Annotated in this window: 14 protein-coding genes and 1 pseudogene; 6 read left to right on the top strand and 9 right to left on the bottom strand. The window is 75.0% G+C overall.

Going from position 1 to position 15,983, the window contains the following annotated elements:
• Positions 1 to 97: 97 nt before the first annotated feature.
• Positions 98 to 509, top strand: a pseudogene (locus tag FHS39_RS21680) (hypothetical protein).
• Here FHS39_RS21680 and FHS39_RS21675 read toward each other — a convergent pair.
• The 6 genes from FHS39_RS21675 to FHS39_RS21650 all read right to left on the bottom strand — a co-directional run bounded on the left by FHS39_RS21675 (position 506) and on the right by FHS39_RS21650 (position 10,244).
• Entirely contained in the window at positions 506 to 5,164 is a 4,659-nt protein-coding gene (locus FHS39_RS21675) for a coiled-coil domain-containing protein (protein ID WP_184351074.1), read from the bottom strand. The pseudogene FHS39_RS21680 and the gene FHS39_RS21675 overlap by 4 nt on opposite strands.
• Before the next feature lie 48 nt (positions 5,165 to 5,212).
• Positions 5,213 to 6,121 carry a hypothetical protein gene (locus tag FHS39_RS21670; RefSeq protein WP_184351073.1) on the bottom strand — a complete coding sequence of 303 codons (909 nt, stop codon included), beginning with the start codon at positions 6,119 to 6,121 and terminating at the stop codon, positions 5,213 to 5,215.
• Positions 6,122 to 6,287: 166 nt separating this feature from the next.
• Positions 6,288 to 7,829 (bottom strand): hypothetical protein, encoded by a 1,542-nt coding sequence (locus FHS39_RS21665; RefSeq protein WP_184351072.1) that lies wholly within the window; start codon positions 7,827 to 7,829, stop codon positions 6,288 to 6,290.
• A gap of 67 nt (positions 7,830 to 7,896) precedes the next feature.
• Positions 7,897 to 8,556, bottom strand: a complete 660-nt coding sequence (pcp, locus tag FHS39_RS21660; protein WP_184351071.1) for a pyroglutamyl-peptidase I — start codon at positions 8,554 to 8,556, stop codon at positions 7,897 to 7,899.
• Positions 8,557 to 8,571: 15 nt separating this feature from the next.
• The gene (locus tag FHS39_RS21655) at positions 8,572 to 9,540 is read right to left on the bottom strand and encodes a 5-oxoproline transporter, DUF979 family subunit (protein ID WP_184351070.1); all 969 of its coding nucleotides are present in this window, start codon (positions 9,538 to 9,540) and stop codon (positions 8,572 to 8,574) included.
• Positions 9,537 to 10,244 (bottom strand): DUF969 domain-containing protein, encoded by a 708-nt coding sequence (locus tag FHS39_RS21650; protein WP_184351069.1) that lies wholly within the window; start codon positions 10,242 to 10,244, stop codon positions 9,537 to 9,539. The genes FHS39_RS21655 and FHS39_RS21650 overlap by 4 nt, the downstream gene beginning before the upstream one ends.
• A 184-nt stretch (positions 10,245 to 10,428) precedes the next feature.
• On the opposite strand from FHS39_RS21650, the gene FHS39_RS21645 reads away from it, so the two are divergent.
• Genes FHS39_RS21645 through FHS39_RS21630 form a run of 4 tightly spaced genes read left to right on the top strand, consistent with a single transcriptional unit; the run spans position 10,429 to position 13,353 of the window.
• Positions 10,429 to 11,073 (top strand): GntR family transcriptional regulator, encoded by a 645-nt coding sequence (locus FHS39_RS21645; RefSeq protein WP_184351068.1) that lies wholly within the window; start codon positions 10,429 to 10,431, stop codon positions 11,071 to 11,073.
• Positions 11,070 to 11,858, top strand: coding sequence for a LamB/YcsF family protein (locus FHS39_RS21640; RefSeq protein WP_184351067.1), 789 nt, complete (start codon positions 11,070 to 11,072; stop codon positions 11,856 to 11,858). Before FHS39_RS21645 ends, FHS39_RS21640 begins: the two co-directional genes overlap by 4 nt.
• On the top strand, positions 11,855 to 12,493 hold the full coding sequence (pxpB, locus tag FHS39_RS21635; protein WP_078847879.1) for a 5-oxoprolinase subunit PxpB: 639 nt from the start codon (positions 11,855 to 11,857) through the stop codon (positions 12,491 to 12,493). The genes FHS39_RS21640 and pxpB overlap by 4 nt, the downstream gene beginning before the upstream one ends.
• Positions 12,490 to 13,353 (top strand): 5-oxoprolinase subunit C family protein, encoded by an 864-nt coding sequence (locus FHS39_RS21630; RefSeq protein ID WP_184351066.1) that lies wholly within the window; start codon positions 12,490 to 12,492, stop codon positions 13,351 to 13,353. Before pxpB ends, FHS39_RS21630 begins: the two co-directional genes overlap by 4 nt.
• A 13-nt stretch (positions 13,354 to 13,366) precedes the next feature.
• On the opposite strand, the gene FHS39_RS21625 is transcribed toward FHS39_RS21630, so the two are convergent.
• Both FHS39_RS21625 and FHS39_RS21620 read right to left on the bottom strand, forming a co-directional pair.
• The gene (locus tag FHS39_RS21625) at positions 13,367 to 14,500 is read right to left on the bottom strand and encodes a glycosyltransferase family 4 protein (protein ID WP_184351065.1); all 1,134 of its coding nucleotides are present in this window, start codon (positions 14,498 to 14,500) and stop codon (positions 13,367 to 13,369) included.
• A gap of 84 nt (positions 14,501 to 14,584) precedes the next feature.
• Positions 14,585 to 14,734 carry a hypothetical protein gene (locus FHS39_RS21620; protein WP_184351064.1) on the bottom strand — a complete coding sequence of 50 codons (150 nt, stop codon included), beginning with the start codon at positions 14,732 to 14,734 and terminating at the stop codon, positions 14,585 to 14,587.
• 199 nt (positions 14,735 to 14,933) lie between these two features.
• On the opposite strand from FHS39_RS21620, the gene FHS39_RS21615 reads away from it, so the two are divergent.
• Positions 14,934 to 15,374 (top strand): SPW repeat domain-containing protein, encoded by a 441-nt coding sequence (locus FHS39_RS21615; protein ID WP_107072684.1) that lies wholly within the window; start codon positions 14,934 to 14,936, stop codon positions 15,372 to 15,374.
• Between the two features lie 133 nt (positions 15,375 to 15,507).
• Here FHS39_RS21615 and FHS39_RS21610 read toward each other — a convergent pair whose 3' ends face one another.
• Positions 15,508 to 15,783 (bottom strand): hypothetical protein, encoded by a 276-nt coding sequence (locus FHS39_RS21610; protein ID WP_184351063.1) that lies wholly within the window; start codon positions 15,781 to 15,783, stop codon positions 15,508 to 15,510.
• Positions 15,784 to 15,983 lie beyond the last annotated feature (200 nt).

Here is a 15,983-nt window from a genome sequence, read left to right as displayed (position 1 = left end):
GTTTCCCGGCGATTCCCGGGAACCTTGGAGCGGCGTCGTTCGCTCTTAGCTGTCGAGGGAGCGCCCGTCGGGCAGCCGCTGGGGGAGGTGAGCCGCCATGGACCCGGACCGTGACGTCCCGTCGGCCGTGCGCCGGTCGTTGTGGGTCGAGGAGCCGGCCCGCAGGCCCAGGATGCCCGATCCCGTGCGGACGGCCGCGGTGCGTGCCGTCCTCGTCGTCGCCGTGACGGTGGTGCAGACCATCGTCACGGTGCTGTTCGCGCTCGCCGGGTCCTGGCTGGCCCTTCCGGCGGTGCTGTGCACGGTGGCGAGCACCGTGGCCGCCACCTGGGGCGTGCTGGACGTCTGGGTGACGCGACAGGTGTGGCGGCAGCGGCACGGCGTGGTGTCCGTGCCGAGCAGCTCGGCCCGTGAGGCGAAGGAGATGCGCAGGGCCCGCAGCCCGCGCTACCCCTGACCGGCGTGCGGCGAGGGGCGGCGCGGGCTGTCCCGGCACTCATGTGTCCTAGGACCTGGTGGCCGCGGGCTCCTGCCGTGCCTCCTCGTCGGCCGGGCGGCGGTACATCCGCGTCGCCGTGATCTCCCCGTGCACCCGCTCGGCTTCCGGATCCTGTTGCTGCGGCAGGCCGGGACGCAGGTGCTCCTCGACGCTGATGTACTTCAGGCCCGCCCGCAGGTCGGCGTCGTTGCGCAGCCGGATGACCAGCGGGAATTCGGCGAGCGCCGTGGTGTCGAAGAGGCCGGTGGTGTAGAGCAGCTGGACGCCCAGGGCGTCGGCCACGGCCCGCTGGAGCTCCAGCAGGTAGGTGGCGTTGGCGCGGCCGATGGGGTTGTCCAGGAACAGCGTGCCCGCGTGGCGCTGCTTGTCGCGCCCGCGGTCGTTGCTGCGGAGCGCCGCCATCGTGCAGTACAGGGCGATGGCGGCGGTGAGCAGCTGGCCGCCGGAGAAGACGTCGCCCATCTGACCCACCGGCACCCGCTCGGCGCGCAGCACCGCGTCGGGCTTGAGGATCTCGACGGCCACGCCGCGCGGCAGCAGCGCGGCCCGTACGCCGCGCAGCAGCAGCGACATGCCATCACGGCGCAGGTCGGAGTTCTTCTTGACGGCGGAGCGGGTCGCCTCGTCGATGACCTCGCCGAGCCGCTCGGTGAGCGTGGACTGGTCCGGGTCGTCGAAACGGATGCGCAGGAACTCCTGGCCCGACCACTCCCCCAGCCCTTCGGGCAGCCGGGAGAGCCGCTGGGCGGAGCGCAGCGTGGTGAGCGAGGACTCCACCAGCCCGCGCAGCCGGTCGACGATGCTGTCGCGGTTGCGCTCCAGTTGCTCCAGCTCGTCGGTGAGGACCCGCAGCCGGGGCGCGAAGGCCTCGGCCCAGGCCACGGCGTGCTCGGGCAGGGCGGCCGCGGGCAGTTCGCGGATCTGCTGGCGGGCGGGGGTCCGCACCTGCTCGTAGCGGGTGGAGTTGGCGTGACGGACGAGCACGTCGCTCGTCTCGCGGAGGGCGGCCTCCGCGGCCGAGAGGTCGCCCGCGCAGCCGCGCAGGGAGCGCCGGGACTCGGCCGCGGTCTGCCGGGCCTCCTCCAGCGTCCCGGCGTAGGCCTCGGGCTGCTCGGCGTCCTCCTCGCCGGAGTTGTCGCGCAGGAGGTCGCGCAGGAGGGCCGCGGTGTCGTCGAAGCCGGTGGCCGCGTCCTCCGCGGCCCGGTGGGCGCGCAGCAGGTCGCCGTGGGCGGTGCGGGCGCCTTCCAGGGCGTCGGTGCGGGCGGCGAGTTCGGCGGTGGCGGTGCGCAGCAGTTCCTTGGCCTGGGCCGCGTCGGCGGGCACCTGCTCCTCGGCGAGCTCGGTGTGGGCGTCGCCGTCCGCCGGGGCGAGGCGCTCGGCCTCGCCGCGCAGGCGGCCGAGCTGCTCGCTCGCGGTGGAGGCCCGGCTCTCCAGCATCTGGACGAGCTGTTCGGCGCGGGCGGCGGCGGCCTGGCGGGAGGGGCCGTCGGCGCCGTCGGTGCCCTCCAGGAGCTGGGCGGCGCGGGTGCGGACCTTGTTGGTGAGGCGGTCGAGCTCGGCGCGGGCTGCGCTCTCGTCGCTCTCGGCGCGAGCCTGTTCGGCGCGCAGGTCGGCGCCGACGCCCACCTTCTCGTACACCTGGGAGGCGGTGCGGTAGGCCTCGCGCAGGGCGGGCAGTGAGACGGTCTGCGGCTCGGTGCCCTCGGGGACGTCGTCGGCGGCGCCGGCGATCTCGGCGCGCTCGGCGCGCAGGGCGCGGGCGGTGCGGTGCGCGTCGTCGGCGGTGCGCTGGGCGGCCCGGCGGTCCTCGTCGGCGGCGCGGGCGCGGTCCACGCAGGTGGCGGCGCGCTCTTCGGATTCGGTGGCTTCCTCGGCGAGTTCGCGCAGCCTCGTCTGCCAGTTGGCGCGCTCGCGCAGCCGGTAGGCGAGCCCCGCGAGGGCGTCGGCGACGCGGCGGGCGCGCTGGGCGGCTTCCTGCCGCTCGTCGCGCACCCGGGCCGTCTCGGCGGCGCTCTCCTCGGCCTCGGCCCGGGCGGTACGGGCTTCGGCGAGGGCGGCCTGTGCGGTGTCGGCGGCCGTACGGGCCAGCCGGGCGGCGTCCGCCAGCTCGGCGAGGCGGCCCGCGGGGCAGCCCGCGCGCCAGGAGGACAGCCGTGCGGCGAGGGTGCGGTCCCCGGCGAGCCGGGCCGCCACGGCGCGGATCTCCTCGTCGCGGGCGAGGGCCCGCTCGCGCAGGGCGTGCCGCTCCTCGTCGGCGGCGCGCTCGTCGTGCATGGCCGGGTTCGGCGGCACGAGGAAGACGCCGGTGTCCTGGCCGTCGGCTGCGGGGGTGGGCGCGAGGAGGGCGGCGGCGGTGCCGACGGCCACGGCGGAGCGCGGCAGCAGGGAGGCGCTGCCGAGCACTTCGCGGGCGCGGCCGTGGGCGTCGGGGTCGGTGATGACGACGCCGTCGACGAGCTCGGGGCGGGCCGCGAGCACGGCGGCGTGGTCGGCCGGGTCGACGGCCTGGGCCAGGTAGCGCCAGCCGGGCAGGGCGGGGATACCGTGCTCGCCGAGGTACTCGACGGCGGCCAGGACGTCGGGGCTGGGCGGCAGCAGGCCGCCGTCGCCGAGGGCGCCCAGGATGCGGGAGTCGTCGGCGGCCGCGGTCCGCAGCTCGAACAGCTGCCGCTCGGCCGCGGCCACGTTGTCGTCGAGCAGCTCGCGCAGCGCGTCGGCGTTGCGGTCGAGCTCCTCGGCGGTGAGGGGGCCGTCGGCGGCCGTGGCGCCGGGCTCGGAGGAGAAGCCACGCTGGGCCGGCACCCGGGCGTCCGCCGTCGCTTCGGGCAGGCCGAGCAGCTCGGTCAGGCGCCGCTCCGAGCCGAGCGACTCCGCGGCGCGGCGCTCGGCTTCGTACGCGCCCTCGGCCGCGGTCGCGGCGTCCGCCGCGCGGGCGGCGGTCAGCTCCGCACGGGACTCGTCGGCGGCGGCCTGCCTGGCCTGCTCGGCGGCTTGACGGGCGGCCTCCCGGGCCGTCTCGTACGCCGCCACGGCGGGCTTCTCTGCGTCGCTCGCGGCGAGCGCGGCGCGGGCGGGGTCGGCGTCCGGGGCGGTGTCGTCGAGCCAGCCGGCACGGACCGCCTCGGCGGTCTCCTGCTCGACCTCGGCCAGGCGCTGGCGCAGGTGCCCGGATTCGCTGCGGGCGCGCTGGGCCTCGGTGGCGGCGGCGGTGGCGTCGCGGTGGGCGGCCTCGCCGGCCTCCTGGAGGACGGCGGAGCGCTCCTCCTGCTCGTTGGCGACCCGCTCGCCCTCCTCCGCCGCGGCGTTGAGGGCCCGTACGAGCTCGACGGCGGCCTGGGTGCGTGCCGCGAGGGCGGGTGCCGCGTCCCGCTCGGCCTCCTGGATGGCGGCGGCCACCCGCGCGGAGCGGTCGGCGGCGGCGCGGTGGCGCAGCACGGTCTCGGCGGCCTGCCAGGCGGAGTACAGGGTGCGGGCGTCGTTGAGCTCGCGGCGCTGGGCGGCGGCGGCCTTCTCGGCGGCGGCGAGCGCCAAGGAGGCGTGCCGGTAGGCGATTTCGGCGGCGATGAGCGAGCTGCGACCGCGCTGGTTCTCGGCGTCGGTGACGGCGTGGGCGGCGGCCGCGACCTGTCCGGCCAGCTCGATGGCGCGGCCGCGCTCCTCGGCGCCGCGCGCGGACAGGCGGCGGGCCAGCACGCGGGTGCGGCGCTCGGCGCCGGCGTGGACGCCGCGCGCCTGGTCGCGCCGGACGGCGGCTTCCGCGATGCGGGAGAGCAGGTCGAGGGAGCCAGCGGTGAAGTCCCGCTCGGCGGTGAGCTCGGCCCTGCGGCCCAGCTTGTGGGCGAAGCCGTGCACGAGGTCGGCGAGGCCGTCGGTGTCGCGGGTGTCGGTGACCGCGCGCAGCAGCAGGTCGGTGAAGTCGGAGTCGTTCTTGACGGCGAAGAGGCCGGCGGCCTCGCCCTCGTCGGCGTTCATCTCGCGCTGGTAGCGGAAGAGTTCGGGGTCGAGGCCGAGCTCGCCGAGGTGTTCGTTCCAGCGCTCGTGGATCTCCTCCCACACCACGTCCAGATGCGGGTAGGCCTTGCCGGCCTCGGTGAGGGCGTCGCGGAAGCCCTTCATGGTGCGGCGGCGGCCGCGGGCCCCGGAGGCACCGTCGGCACGGGTGCGCATCGCCGTGGACTCGGCGACGGGCAGCGAGTCGAGGCTGAGCCCCGGGCCGGGGCGGAAGGAGTACCAGGCCTCGGCGAACTTGCGCGGGTCGTTGGAGACCTGGCGGCCGCGCCATTCGCTGACCTTGCCGACGACGACGCTCTCGCCGGTGAGCACGTGCTGCCACTCCAGGGCGACGTGCCCGCAGTCGTCGGCGAGCAGGAACTTGCGCAGCACGCCGGAGCTGGCGCCGCCCAGGGTGTTGCGGTGGCCCGGCAGCATCACCGAGAAGATCAGCTTGAGCAGGACGGACTTGCCGCCGCCGTTCTCCAGGAAGAGCACGCCTGCGGGGGCGGGGCGGCGCGGCGGGCCGACGGGCTCGTCCTCGAAGAACTCCGCCTGCGCGGGGGCGGGATTCGGCACCGGAGCGCCCACCCCGCGCAGGTCCAGCACGGTGTCGGCGTAGCGCGCACCGGCGGGCCCGATGGAGTAGAGGCGGACCCGGGACAGCTCGTACATGGCGGACTCTCGTTGTCGTGACGGGCGGTTGGTCGGGAAGCTCCCCAGCTACCGCTGGGAGCCGGGCTCGAAGAACGGCAGGCCGGCGTCGGCGACCAGGTCGAGGGCGTCGGCGTCGTCCGGCGGCAGAAGGGTGGCGCTGCCGTCGGCCACGGGCACGATGCCGAGCTCGAGCAGTTCGGCCATGGCGGCGGTGCCGGCCATGTCCCGGACCTGGAGCTGGTAGCGGGCGGTGGTGCGGAAGGCGCCGCCGGCGTCGTCGCCGGTGCGCTGGAGGAAGCCGGAGTCGACGAGGAAGGCGACGGCCTTGGCGATGATGCCGGTGGTGGAACCGGCCAGGCGGCGCGCGTCCTTGGTGGCGCCGGTGGCGCTGCGGCGGGCGTAGACCCGCCAGGCGGCCTCCAGGCCGGGGGCGTCGGTGGTGGGGTCGGTGTTCTCGCCCTGCTCGGCGGCCTTCTCCTCGAGCCTGCGGCAGGCCTGGCGGACGAAGGCGTCGACGCCGTTGACGGTGATGCGACCGATGTAGCCGTCGTCGGCGAGGTCCTCGGGGCGCGGGAAGGCCATGGCGGCGACCGCGAGGTGGGCGAGGCCGTGCAGGAAGCGGTCGGCGGAGTCGGTGGCGGCACGGCGGGCGTAGTCGCCCATGCGGACGGCGAAGACGGAGTCCTCCGCCGCGGTGACGGCCATGCCGGCGCGGGTGGAGACTTCGAGCACGACGAGGCCGAGCCCGGCGGCGACGGCGTCCGCGAGGCGGGCGAAGGCCGGGTCGTCGCGGTGGCGGCGCAGCAGCTCGGTGTATTCGGCGTCGCGGGCGGGGGCCAGCTTGGGCTGGAGCCCGAAGGCGATCAGGCGCGCGGCGTCGGCGGCGTCGGCGGGCGTCACCTGTGCGGGGCCGCCTGCGGCGGGGGCTTCCGGGGCCGCCGGCTCCGCCGGGTCGTCGGCGTCGTACTCAGTCACGGTTGGTGCTCCTGCTGGTGTCCATGGAGTGTGGTCGGTTCGGCACCGCCAGACAGGCGGCCGGGGGCTGAGCGCCGTCGCGGCGGGGTGGGGCCCCGGTCCCGCCCTTTCACCGTTTCCCGGGCTTGCGCCCCGGACCCCGGGCGCCAGGGCCGCGGTACAGCGATCACGACGCCTCCTGGCGGTCCGCTGCCATGCCCGCCGCGTCCAGCAAGGCCTTGCCGACGATCAGGTCGGCGCCACCGAATTCCGGGTCGTCCAGCTGTGTGCCGTCGTCGACGGCGAACAGCAGCTGCTGTTCGCCCTGGCGATAGGCCGTGCCGACCGAGGGGCTCGCCGCGTGCACGGCGAGCAGGGCGACCAGATAGGGCAGTTCGGGGTCGCTGCGGCGGGCCTCTGTCAGCAGGCCGGACAGCCGCCGAGGGGCATCCGGCGGCAGGTCGAGCAGCTCCGTCGCGGCCGCGAGCTGCTCCTCGCTGAAGCGGCTGTCGTCGGGCGTCTCCACCAGGTCCGGCTCGGGCATCTCGGCGCCGAGGTGCTCCCGCTCGGCGGGCGGCGTCAGCAGCATCTCGACCAGGTCGCCGACGCGCACCGAGACCGGGGTGCGCAGCCCCGTGCCGCGGGCGAAGAAGGCGTCGGTGACGCGGCCGGCCTGTTCCAGGGGGAGCGGCAGCAGGGGCGCGAGCAGCTGTCCGTACAGATCGATGCCGGCGTGTGCGGCGGGGGTGGCGAAGGCCTGCCGGTCCTGCTCCGCGCGGAAGAGCGGTCCTGCCTCCAGCAGCCGGGACTGCAGCTGGGTGTGGCGGCGGATGCAGTCCTTGACGATGTCGACGAGCTCGGCGGCGCGCCGCTTGTGCTCGGCCGTCTTCGAATCGAGACCGGCTTCGGCTTCGTCGCGCACCTTGCGGATGTTGGTGAGGATCGCGTTCTCGTGCCGGTAGCGGTCGGCGACGTGGTCGAGCGCCTCGGCGATCATGTCGGGCACGGTGCGCAGCCAGTCGACGGCGCGGACGTTGCGCCGGGTCGCGTCGAGGGTCTTGCGGAGCGTCTCGGCGTACTGCACCGTGCGATAGCGGGCCTGCTCCGCGGCGAGCTGGGCGTCGGCGAGCCGGCCGCGGCTGATGAGGACCTCCAGCTTGACCTCGGCCGCGATCTGCGCGCTGGTGACGTCCGTGTCGAGGGCGCCGACCAGGACGTTGACCGCCTCGTCGGTGGTGCGCAGGAAGACGGTGCCGCCGTGGCCGGGCACTTCCTCGACGAGCTTGAAGTCGTAGTCGCGCCGGACGTAGCTGCCGTCGGAGCCGAACGTGCCGTAGACGGCGCGGAAGCCGCGGTCGACGCTGCCGACGTTGATGAGGTTCTCCAGGACCCAGCGGGCGACGCGCTCGTGCTCGGCGTGCGGCCGCTCGGGGGCCTGGGCCGCGACGCGCGGCAGCAGCCGGGTCACTATCTGCTCGTGGTCGGCGCCGGTGTCGAAGTCCATGTTGAGCGTGACCAGGTCGATGGCGGCGAGCGCCACCTCCGCCATGGCGTAGATGCCGTACTCGCCCGCGAGGTTGGCCTTGCGGGCGTCGAGGTCGTGCAGCGGCGCGGTGCAGGCGAGGGCACGCAGCCTGCGGGCCAGGCCCTCGTCCGCGGCGGGGCCCGGGGCAGGACGGGATACCCCGTTGAGCTGGGGCGGAACGGCCGCCGGGGCTGGAGAAGTCACGTCGCACAGAGTAGGCGGTCGCACCGACAACGGACGAAACGGCGCGGGCTGCGGGGCTGCCGCGCCCTCAGTGCGTGGCGCCGCCCACGGCCCGGATGTCGTCGGTGTGCCGGGCGGCGGTGATCACGATCACACGGAGCGCCTCGGCGGCCGCGGCGAGGGGCAGGGACGGCTCGGAACGGGCGACGACTTGTTCGGGTATGTACGGGATGTGCACGAATCCACCACGAAGGGTGGGGTATTCGGTCGCGGCGAGGTGCATCAGCCCGTAGAAGACGTGGTTGCAGACGAACGTCCCGGCGGTCTGCGAGACGGAGGCGGGCAGGCCGGCGGCGCGGACTGCGGCGACGCAGCGCTTGACCGGCAGCGTGGCGAAGTAGGCCGCGGGGCCGCCCGGTACGACGGGCCGGTCGACCGGCCGCCCACCTGAATTGTCGGGTATGCGGGCATCATCCAGGTTGACGGCGATACGTTCGATGGTGAGGTCGGGGCGGCCGCCGGCCTGGCCGGTGCACAGCACGAGGCCGGGCCGGACGGCGCGGACGGCCTCACGCAGCACATCGAGGGCGGCGCCGAAGACGCAGGGCAGCCGGACGGCGGTGACGTCGACGCCGCCCGGCGGCTCGTCGGCGACGGCTCGGACCGCCTCCCAGGAGGGGTTCACCGTTTCGCCGCCAAATGGTTCGAATCCGGCCAGAAGCACCCGAGGGTTCTGGGTAGCGATCATTTCGGGCACATCCCCCTAAACGGCGAACAGCGACATGATGGCGATGTTGCAGCCCAGCAGGGCCAAGGCCGTGGGCAGTTGGGCCTTGATGGGCCCGTACTGGTCCCGCAGCTCCAGCAGCGCCGCCGGGGCGAGGTTGTAGTTGGCCGCCATGGGGGTCACCAGCGTGCCGCAGAAGCCCGCGAGCATGCCGACCGCGAGGACACCCGCCGCATTGCCGTGCGCCTGCTCGATCAGCACCGGCCATCCGACGGCCGCCGTCATCACCGGGAAGGCGGCGAAGCCGTTGCCCATCACGGCGGTGAAGAGGAACATGCCGACGCAGTAGACGACGACGGCCGGGAAGACGGAGTGCCCCGGCAGCACGGACGTGGCGATCCGGCGCACCTGCTCCCCCACCCCGGCGACCGAGAAGATCGCCCCCAGTGTGGCGAGCAGCTGCGGCAGCAGCATCACCCAGCCCATCGACTCCAGCGTCGAACGCCCGGCGTGCAGCGGCACCGAGATCCGCTTCTCGCGCAGCATCACCATGCCGACGGCCAGGGCCACGACCGCGCCGATGCCCAGCCCGAGGATCGTCTCGTTGCCCTTCTGCAGGACCGGCTCCCCGCCGACGGAGAGCCTCTTGACGCCGACGGCGCAGACCAGAGCGACGAGGGGGATGGTGAGCGCGGGCACGAACAGCCGGGAGCCGAACCTCTCGGCGCTCGCCGCCCGCTGCTCCGGCGCGGCGGTACGGGCCGCACCGCGCCCGGTGAAGCCGAAGCCCGCGAGGCCGACCATGGCGAGGACGGCAGCGCCGAGCGGTTCGGCCGGCGCGCTCTTGTCCGCCACCCAGGTGCTGTAGACGAAGCCGAGGCCGAGCAGGCCCCAGAACGCGGCCGTGCCGTGGCGCTTGGGGTTGGTGCGGTCGGCGAGCATCTGGGCCGCCATCACCAGGAAGATGCCGCCGACGAGCCAGAAGAACCACTCCGCCTTGATCACCGGGCCGTCTCCTTCCGGCCCTTGCGGGCCACCGTGCCGAGGGGCGCACCGAGCAGCGTGCGGTCCAGCCGCAGCAGCCGCCAGCCGTGCACGGCGAGGGCGCACAGGGCAGTGGGCACGGCCCACAGCGCGAGCTGGAGCGGCTCCAGATGGGTGTGGTAGGTGGTGTTGACGAAGCCGGTGATGAGCAGGATCGAACCGACGGCGAGGAAGACGTCCTCGCCGAAGAAGAGTCCGACGTTGTCGGCGCTGGCCGCGAAGGAGCGCACCTTCTCCCGGATTTCGGGCGGCAGCGGCCCGTGGCGCCGCTCGGCCGCGCCCTCGGCCATGGGTACGGCGAGCGGCCGCACGGTCTGGGCGTGCCCGAAGATGCTGTTGAGCCCGAGGGCGGCGGTGAGCTGGCGCAGCAGGAGGTAGAGGGCGAGGAAGCGGCCGACGGTGAGTCCGGCGAAGCGGGTGACGATGCGACGGGCCTGCTCCTGGAGGCCGTTGCGCTCCAGGAGGCCGATGATCGGGAGGGTGATGGCGAAGATAGTCACCGAACGGCTGGCGGCGAAGCCGGTGCCGAAGGCGGCGAGGACCTGGCGCGGCGAGAGCCCGCCGAGCAGTCCGGTGGCGATGCCTGCGGCGCCGACCACCAGGAGGGGGTTGCGTTTCGTGGCGAAACCGGCCACGACGACGAGGACGCCCAGAAGTACGAGCATGCGCCGCCCTTCCGCTCGGACCTCACTTGTTCGGGTGAGGAGACTGCGAGGAGGCTAAGGTATTGTTCAACAATCCTCAACAGCCCCTGCTGTAACGGCTGGAGGCCGGTGTCGACGGCCCGCTGCATTCGCCGCATATCCGCCGTATCCGCATCCAGCCGCCCCTGAGCCCGCGGGAGAGGCCATGGCCCGATCCACCGCCCAGCGCGTCGCCATGGCGTTGCGCGAGCGCATCGAGGGCGGCGAACTGCCGCCCGGTACCCAGCTGTCGGAGGAGGCCCTGGGCCGGGACCTGGAGGTCTCCCGCAATACGCTCCGCGAGGCCTTCCGGCTGCTGATCCACGAGAGCCTGGTGGAACACCTGCTCAACCGCGGCGTCTTCGTCCGGGTGCCGACGGCCGCCGACGTCACCGACGTCTACCGGATGCGCACCGCCCTGGAGACCGCGGGCGTACGGGCCGCGGCCACCGCCCCCGCCCCGCTGCGGGCGGCCGTCGCGGCGTCGGTGGACGAGGGCGAGCGGGCCGCCGCCGAGGGCGACTGGCGGCAGGTGGGCTCGGCGGACCTCCGCTTCCACCGCGCGCTCGCCGCCCTGGCCGGCAGCCCGCGCATCGACGCCGCCATGGACCGGCTGATGGCCGAACTGCGCCTCGCCTTCCATGCGATGCCCTCGCCGCACCGCTTTCACCAGCCGTTCCTGCAGCGCAACCGCGTCCTCGCCGGGTTGCTGGAGGGCAACGAATCCGCGCGCGCCGAAGCGGAGTTGATCACCTACCTGGATGACGCCCGCGAGCTCATCCTCGACGCGATGCGAGAGGCAGGGCGATGACACAGCCGACGACGCCGGAGGCCGGGGCCGCGGTCATGGACCTCAACGCCGACCTGGGCGAGGGCTTCGGCCGCTGGCAGCTCACCGACGACGAGGCGCTGCTGTCGGTCGTCACCAGCGCGAACGTCGCCTGCGGCTTCCACGCCGGCGACCCCTCCACCATGCGCCGGGTGTGCGAGCGCGCCGCCCTGCACGGGGTGCGCATCGGCGCGCAGGTCTCCTACCGCGACCTCGCCGGGTTCGGCCGCCGCGCCATGGAGGTGCCGCCGGACGAGCTCGCCGACGAAATCGCCTATCAGATCGGCGCGTTGCGCGTCTTCGCCCAGGCGGCCGGTACGGACGTGGCGTACGTCAAGCCGCACGGCGCGCTGTACAACCGCGCGGTCACCGACACCGAGCAGGCGGCGGCCGTGGTGGCGGGCGTGCTGCGGGCGGGCGGGGCGCTGCCGGTGCTGGGCCTGCCCGGATCGAGGCTGCACGAGGCGGCGGAGGAGGCGGGGCTGCCCGTGGTGCGGGAGGCGTTCGCGGACCGCGCGTACACGGCCGCCGGCACGCTCGTCCCGCGCGGGCGGCCCGACGCCGTCGTCCTCGACCCGGACACCGTCGTGGCCCGCTCCGTGCGCATGGCCCGGCACGCGGCGGTCACCGCGCTCACCGGCGAGGACATAGCCGTCGGCGCCCGGTCGTTGTGCGTGCACGGCGACACCCCCGGCGCGGCCCGGCTGGCCCGGCGGGTGCGCGAGGCGCTGGAGGCCGCGGGCGTGCGCGTCCAGGCGTTCGCATGACGGGGGCCGCCGCCATGCGCCCGCGGGTGCTGCCCGTCGGACGGCACGCGCTGCTCGTGGAGGTCGCCGGGAGCGAGGAGGCCCAGGTGTTCCACGCCGAGTTGCTGCGCCGCCGCGCGGCCGGTGCGCTGCCGCCCATACGCGAGATCGTTCCGGCGGCCCGCACCGTGCTGCTCGACGGGGTCGGCGATCCGCACGCCCTCGCCGCGCGGATCGCCGAGTGGACCGTGCCGCCGGCCGACGCCGCCGAGGGCGAGCCCGTCGTGCTGCCGGTGCGCTACGACGGCGCCGACCTGGCCGAGGTGGCGGCCCTGTGGGGGGTGGCCGAGGAGGAGGTCCCGCGCCTCCACGCGAGCATGTCCTTCCGGGTCGCCTTCTGCGGATTCGCACCGGGCTTCGGCTACCTCACGGGAGCGCCCGAGCACCTGCACGTCCCGCGCCGCGCCACCCCGCGCACCGCGGTGCCCGCAGGTTCGGTGGGCCTGGCCGGTCCGTACACCGGCGTCTACCCCAGTTCCTCCCCCGGCGGCTGGCAGCTCATCGGCCGCACCGACGTGCGGCTTTGGGATCCGGCGCGCGAACCCGCGGCGCTGCTCGCGCCGGGGACGCGCGTGCGGTTCGAGGAGATCGCATGAGCAGCCTCACGGTGGTGCGGGCCGGGGCGCTGACCACCGTGCAGGATCTCGGCCGGCCCGGCCACGCGCACCTGGGCGTGCCGCGCTCGGGCGCGCTGGACGAGCCCGCGCACCTGCTCGCCAACCGGCTGGTCGGCAACCCCGGCGGCTGTGCCACCCTGGAGACGACCGTCAACGGCTGTGCACTGCGCACCGACACGGCCGTGACCGTCGCCGTGACGGGCGCGCCCTGCGCAGTACGGGCCGACGGCCGCCCGGTGGCCTGGTGCGCGCCGGTGCGGCTGCCCGCGGGGGCCGTGCTCGACGTGGGCCCCGCCCGCGCCGGGCTGCGCAGCTACGTGGCCTTCGCGGGCGGCGTCGCGGTGCCGCCCGTCCTCGGCAGCCGCTCCCGTGACCTGCTCTCCGGGCTGGGCCCGGACCCGCTCGCGGACGGCGCGCGGCTGCCGCTCGGCGCACCCTGCGGGCCGCCGGCCGCAGCCGACGTGGTGCCCTGGGCCGCGCCCCCGACGGGCGGGCTGGTCCTGCCGCTCGTCCTCGGCCCGCGCGACGACTGGTTCGCGCCGCAGGCCCTGCGGATCCTGGCGGGGGACGGCTTCCGGGTGTCGTCCGCGAGCAACCGCATCGGGCTGCGCACGGACGGCCCCGCCCTGCCGCGTGCGCGCACGGACGAACTGCCCAGCGAGGGCATGGTCCTGGGCGCCGTCCAGGTCCCGCCCGCCGGCCGGCCGGTCGTCTTCCTCGCCGACCACCCCACGACCGGCGGCTACCCGGTCGTCGGCGTCGTCCCCGCGCCCGCCCTGGCGGCGGCGGCCCAGGCGGCGCCGGGCACGCCGGTGCGCTTCGTGCCCGTACGGGCGTGAGGCCGCGGTCCGTTCACGCCACCGCCGCCCAGCCCGGGCGCCGCTCCCCGAGGACCTGCGCGTAGTGCCCGAGGAGCCGGTCGCCCACCGCCGACCAGGTGCGGGTGAGGACGCGGGCGCGGGCCGCGCGGGCGTATGCGGCGCGCCGGCGGCGGCCCGCTTCCAGGGTGAGGACCGCGTCGCGGACCGCCTCGGCGTCGTGCGGGCGCACCAGCAGGCCGGTGCGGGCGTGCTCGATGAGGTCGAGGGGGCCGCCGGCGGCGGGGGCGATGACGGGCACTCCGCTGGCCTGCGCCTCCTGGATGGTCTGGCAGAAGGTCTCCTGCGGTCCGGTGTGCACGAAGACGTCCAGCGAGGCGAAGATCCGGGCGAGTTCGTCGCCGGTGAGGGCACCGAGGAAGCGGGCGCCCGGCAGGGCCGCGCGCAGTCTGGCCGCCTGCGGCCCGTCCCCGGCGATGACGACGCGGACGCCCGGCAGCGCGCAGACGGGCGCCAGTAACTCCACCCGCTTCTCCGGCGCGAGGCGCCCGACGTAGCCCACGATGAGTTCGCCGCCGGGGGCCAGCGCGCGGCGCAGTTCGAGGTCGCGGCGGGCGGGGTGGAAGCGCTCGCAGTCGACGCCGCGCGGCCACAGCCACACCCGCGGCACGCCGTGCCGGGCCAGGTCGCGGGCGGCGGCCGCCGAGGGCGCGAGGGTGCGGTCGGCGGCGCGGTGCACGGCGCGGATCCGGCGCCAGGCGATGCCCTCGCCCGTGCCCAGGTAGGTACGGGCGTAGCCGCCGAGGTCGGTCTGGTAGACGGCGACGACGGGCGCGCCCAGGCGGGCGGCGAGCGGCACGGCGCGGGCCCCGAGGACGAAGGGGCTCGCGAGGTGGACGACGTCGGGGCGGTGGCCGGCCAGTGCGGCGGCCAGCCGCCTGCCGGGCAGCGCGACGCGGACCTGCGGATAGCCGGGCAGGGGCACGGAGGGCACGCGGACCACCGGATACGGCCCGTCCTGCGTGCCCGGCCCGCCGCCGGGGCCGGCGGGTGTCACGACGAGCGGCTCGTGGCCGCGGCGCACGAGGTGCCGGGCGGTCTGCCAGGCGCAGTGCGCGACGCCGTTGACGTCGGGCGGAAACGATTCGGTGACGATGGCGACACGCATAACCCAGTTGTCGCCATCCCGCGCGTGGAGCCGGAGACGCCCGCCTTTCCGCCCGGGGAACGTCCCATGAGCGTTGGCCGCGGGTCAGTCCAGCCCGCGGATGATGTGTGACTCCGGGTCGTCCTCGTCGATGTGGCGGTCCGGGGTGCCGAGCCCGTCGGCGCCTTCCGGGGCTACGGCCCCGGCTCTCGGGCGGTCCTTGCGTCCCGGTCCCTCGTCGGTGGGTTCGTCCATGGCGGTCCCTCTCCCCCTTGCTGCCCCCTGATGTGTGGTTCCTGTGACCGGTAAGCCTTCCCCGCCGCACCGCCGGACAATCACATGTCCGGACCAGGCGTCACCTTCCGGCCTTATTACCCCCCATTAGGGTGAATTCAGCGGGAATTGGGTTAAAATGCAACCAGGTCCGAACTGACACTGAAAGAAGGTGGCTGACGTGACCGCCCCTACGTCGCCCCGGATCGACCAGCACCCGGACATCATGGCGCTCCGCGCCCACTCCGAGGAGACGACGGCGAGCCCCGCCGCCCAGGCCGTCGAGGCACTCGCAGTCCTCTGCGGCGTCTATCTGGCCGCATCACCATGGATTGTGGGCTTCAACGGCTCATCCACCCTGGCCATCAACAACCTCATTGCCGGTGTCGCCTTCGCTTGCCTGATCGGCGGCTTCGGTTCCGCGTATGAACGCACACACTCCATGAGCTGGGCCGCGCTGGGTCTGGCGGCCTGGACGATCATTGCCCCCTGGGTCGTGTCGGGCCATGGGTTCGCCACGCGCGCCATCGTCAGCAACGTCATCGTCGGAATCGTGGGATGTGTGCTCGCAGCGGCCCTAGCGGCCATGGGCACCGGAAGGGTCCGGCGCTGGACACCCTGACCACCCTCGAGGCCCCGCCGCCCGCTGCCCCGGGCGGCGGGGCGGTCATGTGCCGCGCCGCCCGCCGGAGCTGACGGTCCGGTCCGGAGCCGCGAACCGCCCGGATGCCGTACGCCGGGCGTCGTCGGCGGGCCTAGCGGGCGCCGTCGGGGCCGGGCTGCCGGGCGGGTCCGGCAGCCGCACCTCTGGCCGGCGACGGGTGCTGCGGGCGGTCCCCGCCGGACTGCTGCGCGGCACCGGCCGAGGTGAACCGGCCGCCCTGGGCCGGTGAACCGGACCCGGGATCCGCGGCGGCCTCACCGGAGACGGTCCAGCCGGACGGGCCGCCCCGCGCTTGGCTCGCCCGTTTGCGCAGCTGCGTGTCCATGTCGCGGCGAATACGTCGGATGATCTCATCCATGTCAGGCATGCGGGCGACGGTAGAGGCGCCGCGCGGCCGGAACGGCACTGGCCAGGGCGTATTCACCCGCGCGGATGAATACTCAGGTGATCTTCGGCCGTCGTGGCTTCGCCGGACGGGAAGTGGCAATGCTCCCCTCCCCCGAATGGCCCAACGACCCCAAGAGGTGCGAGGCATGACGACCGTACGCGCAGCCACAGGTGAGCTGT

Source organism: Streptomyces olivoverticillatus, from assembly GCF_014203555.1.
GTDB lineage: Bacteria > Actinomycetota > Actinomycetes > Streptomycetales > Streptomycetaceae > Streptomyces > Streptomyces olivoverticillatus.
This window is presented reverse-complemented; position numbering and strand designations above follow the sequence as displayed.

Coding starts and splice junctions, on each gene's coding strand:
- FHS39_RS21675 (WP_184351074.1), bottom strand. CDS start 5,164: ATGTACGAGCTGTCCCGGGTCCGCCTCTACTCCATCGGGCCCGCCGGT.
- pcp (WP_184351071.1), bottom strand. CDS start 8,556: ATGATCGCTACCCAGAACCCTCGGGTGCTTCTGGCCGGATTCGAACCA.
- FHS39_RS21650 (WP_184351069.1), bottom strand. CDS start 10,244: ATGCTCGTACTTCTGGGCGTCCTCGTCGTCGTGGCCGGTTTCGCCACG.
- FHS39_RS21645 (WP_184351068.1), top strand. CDS start 10,429: ATGGCCCGATCCACCGCCCAGCGCGTCGCCATGGCGTTGCGCGAGCGC.
- FHS39_RS21640 (WP_184351067.1), top strand. CDS start 11,070: ATGACACAGCCGACGACGCCGGAGGCCGGGGCCGCGGTCATGGACCTC.
- pxpB (WP_078847879.1), top strand. CDS start 11,855: ATGACGGGGGCCGCCGCCATGCGCCCGCGGGTGCTGCCCGTCGGACGG.
- FHS39_RS21630 (WP_184351066.1), top strand. CDS start 12,490: ATGAGCAGCCTCACGGTGGTGCGGGCCGGGGCGCTGACCACCGTGCAG.
- FHS39_RS21625 (WP_184351065.1), bottom strand. CDS start 14,500: ATGCGTGTCGCCATCGTCACCGAATCGTTTCCGCCCGACGTCAACGGC.
- FHS39_RS21620 (WP_184351064.1), bottom strand. CDS start 14,734: ATGGACGAACCCACCGACGAGGGACCGGGACGCAAGGACCGCCCGAGA.
- FHS39_RS21610 (WP_184351063.1), bottom strand. CDS start 15,783: ATGCCTGACATGGATGAGATCATCCGACGTATTCGCCGCGACATGGAC.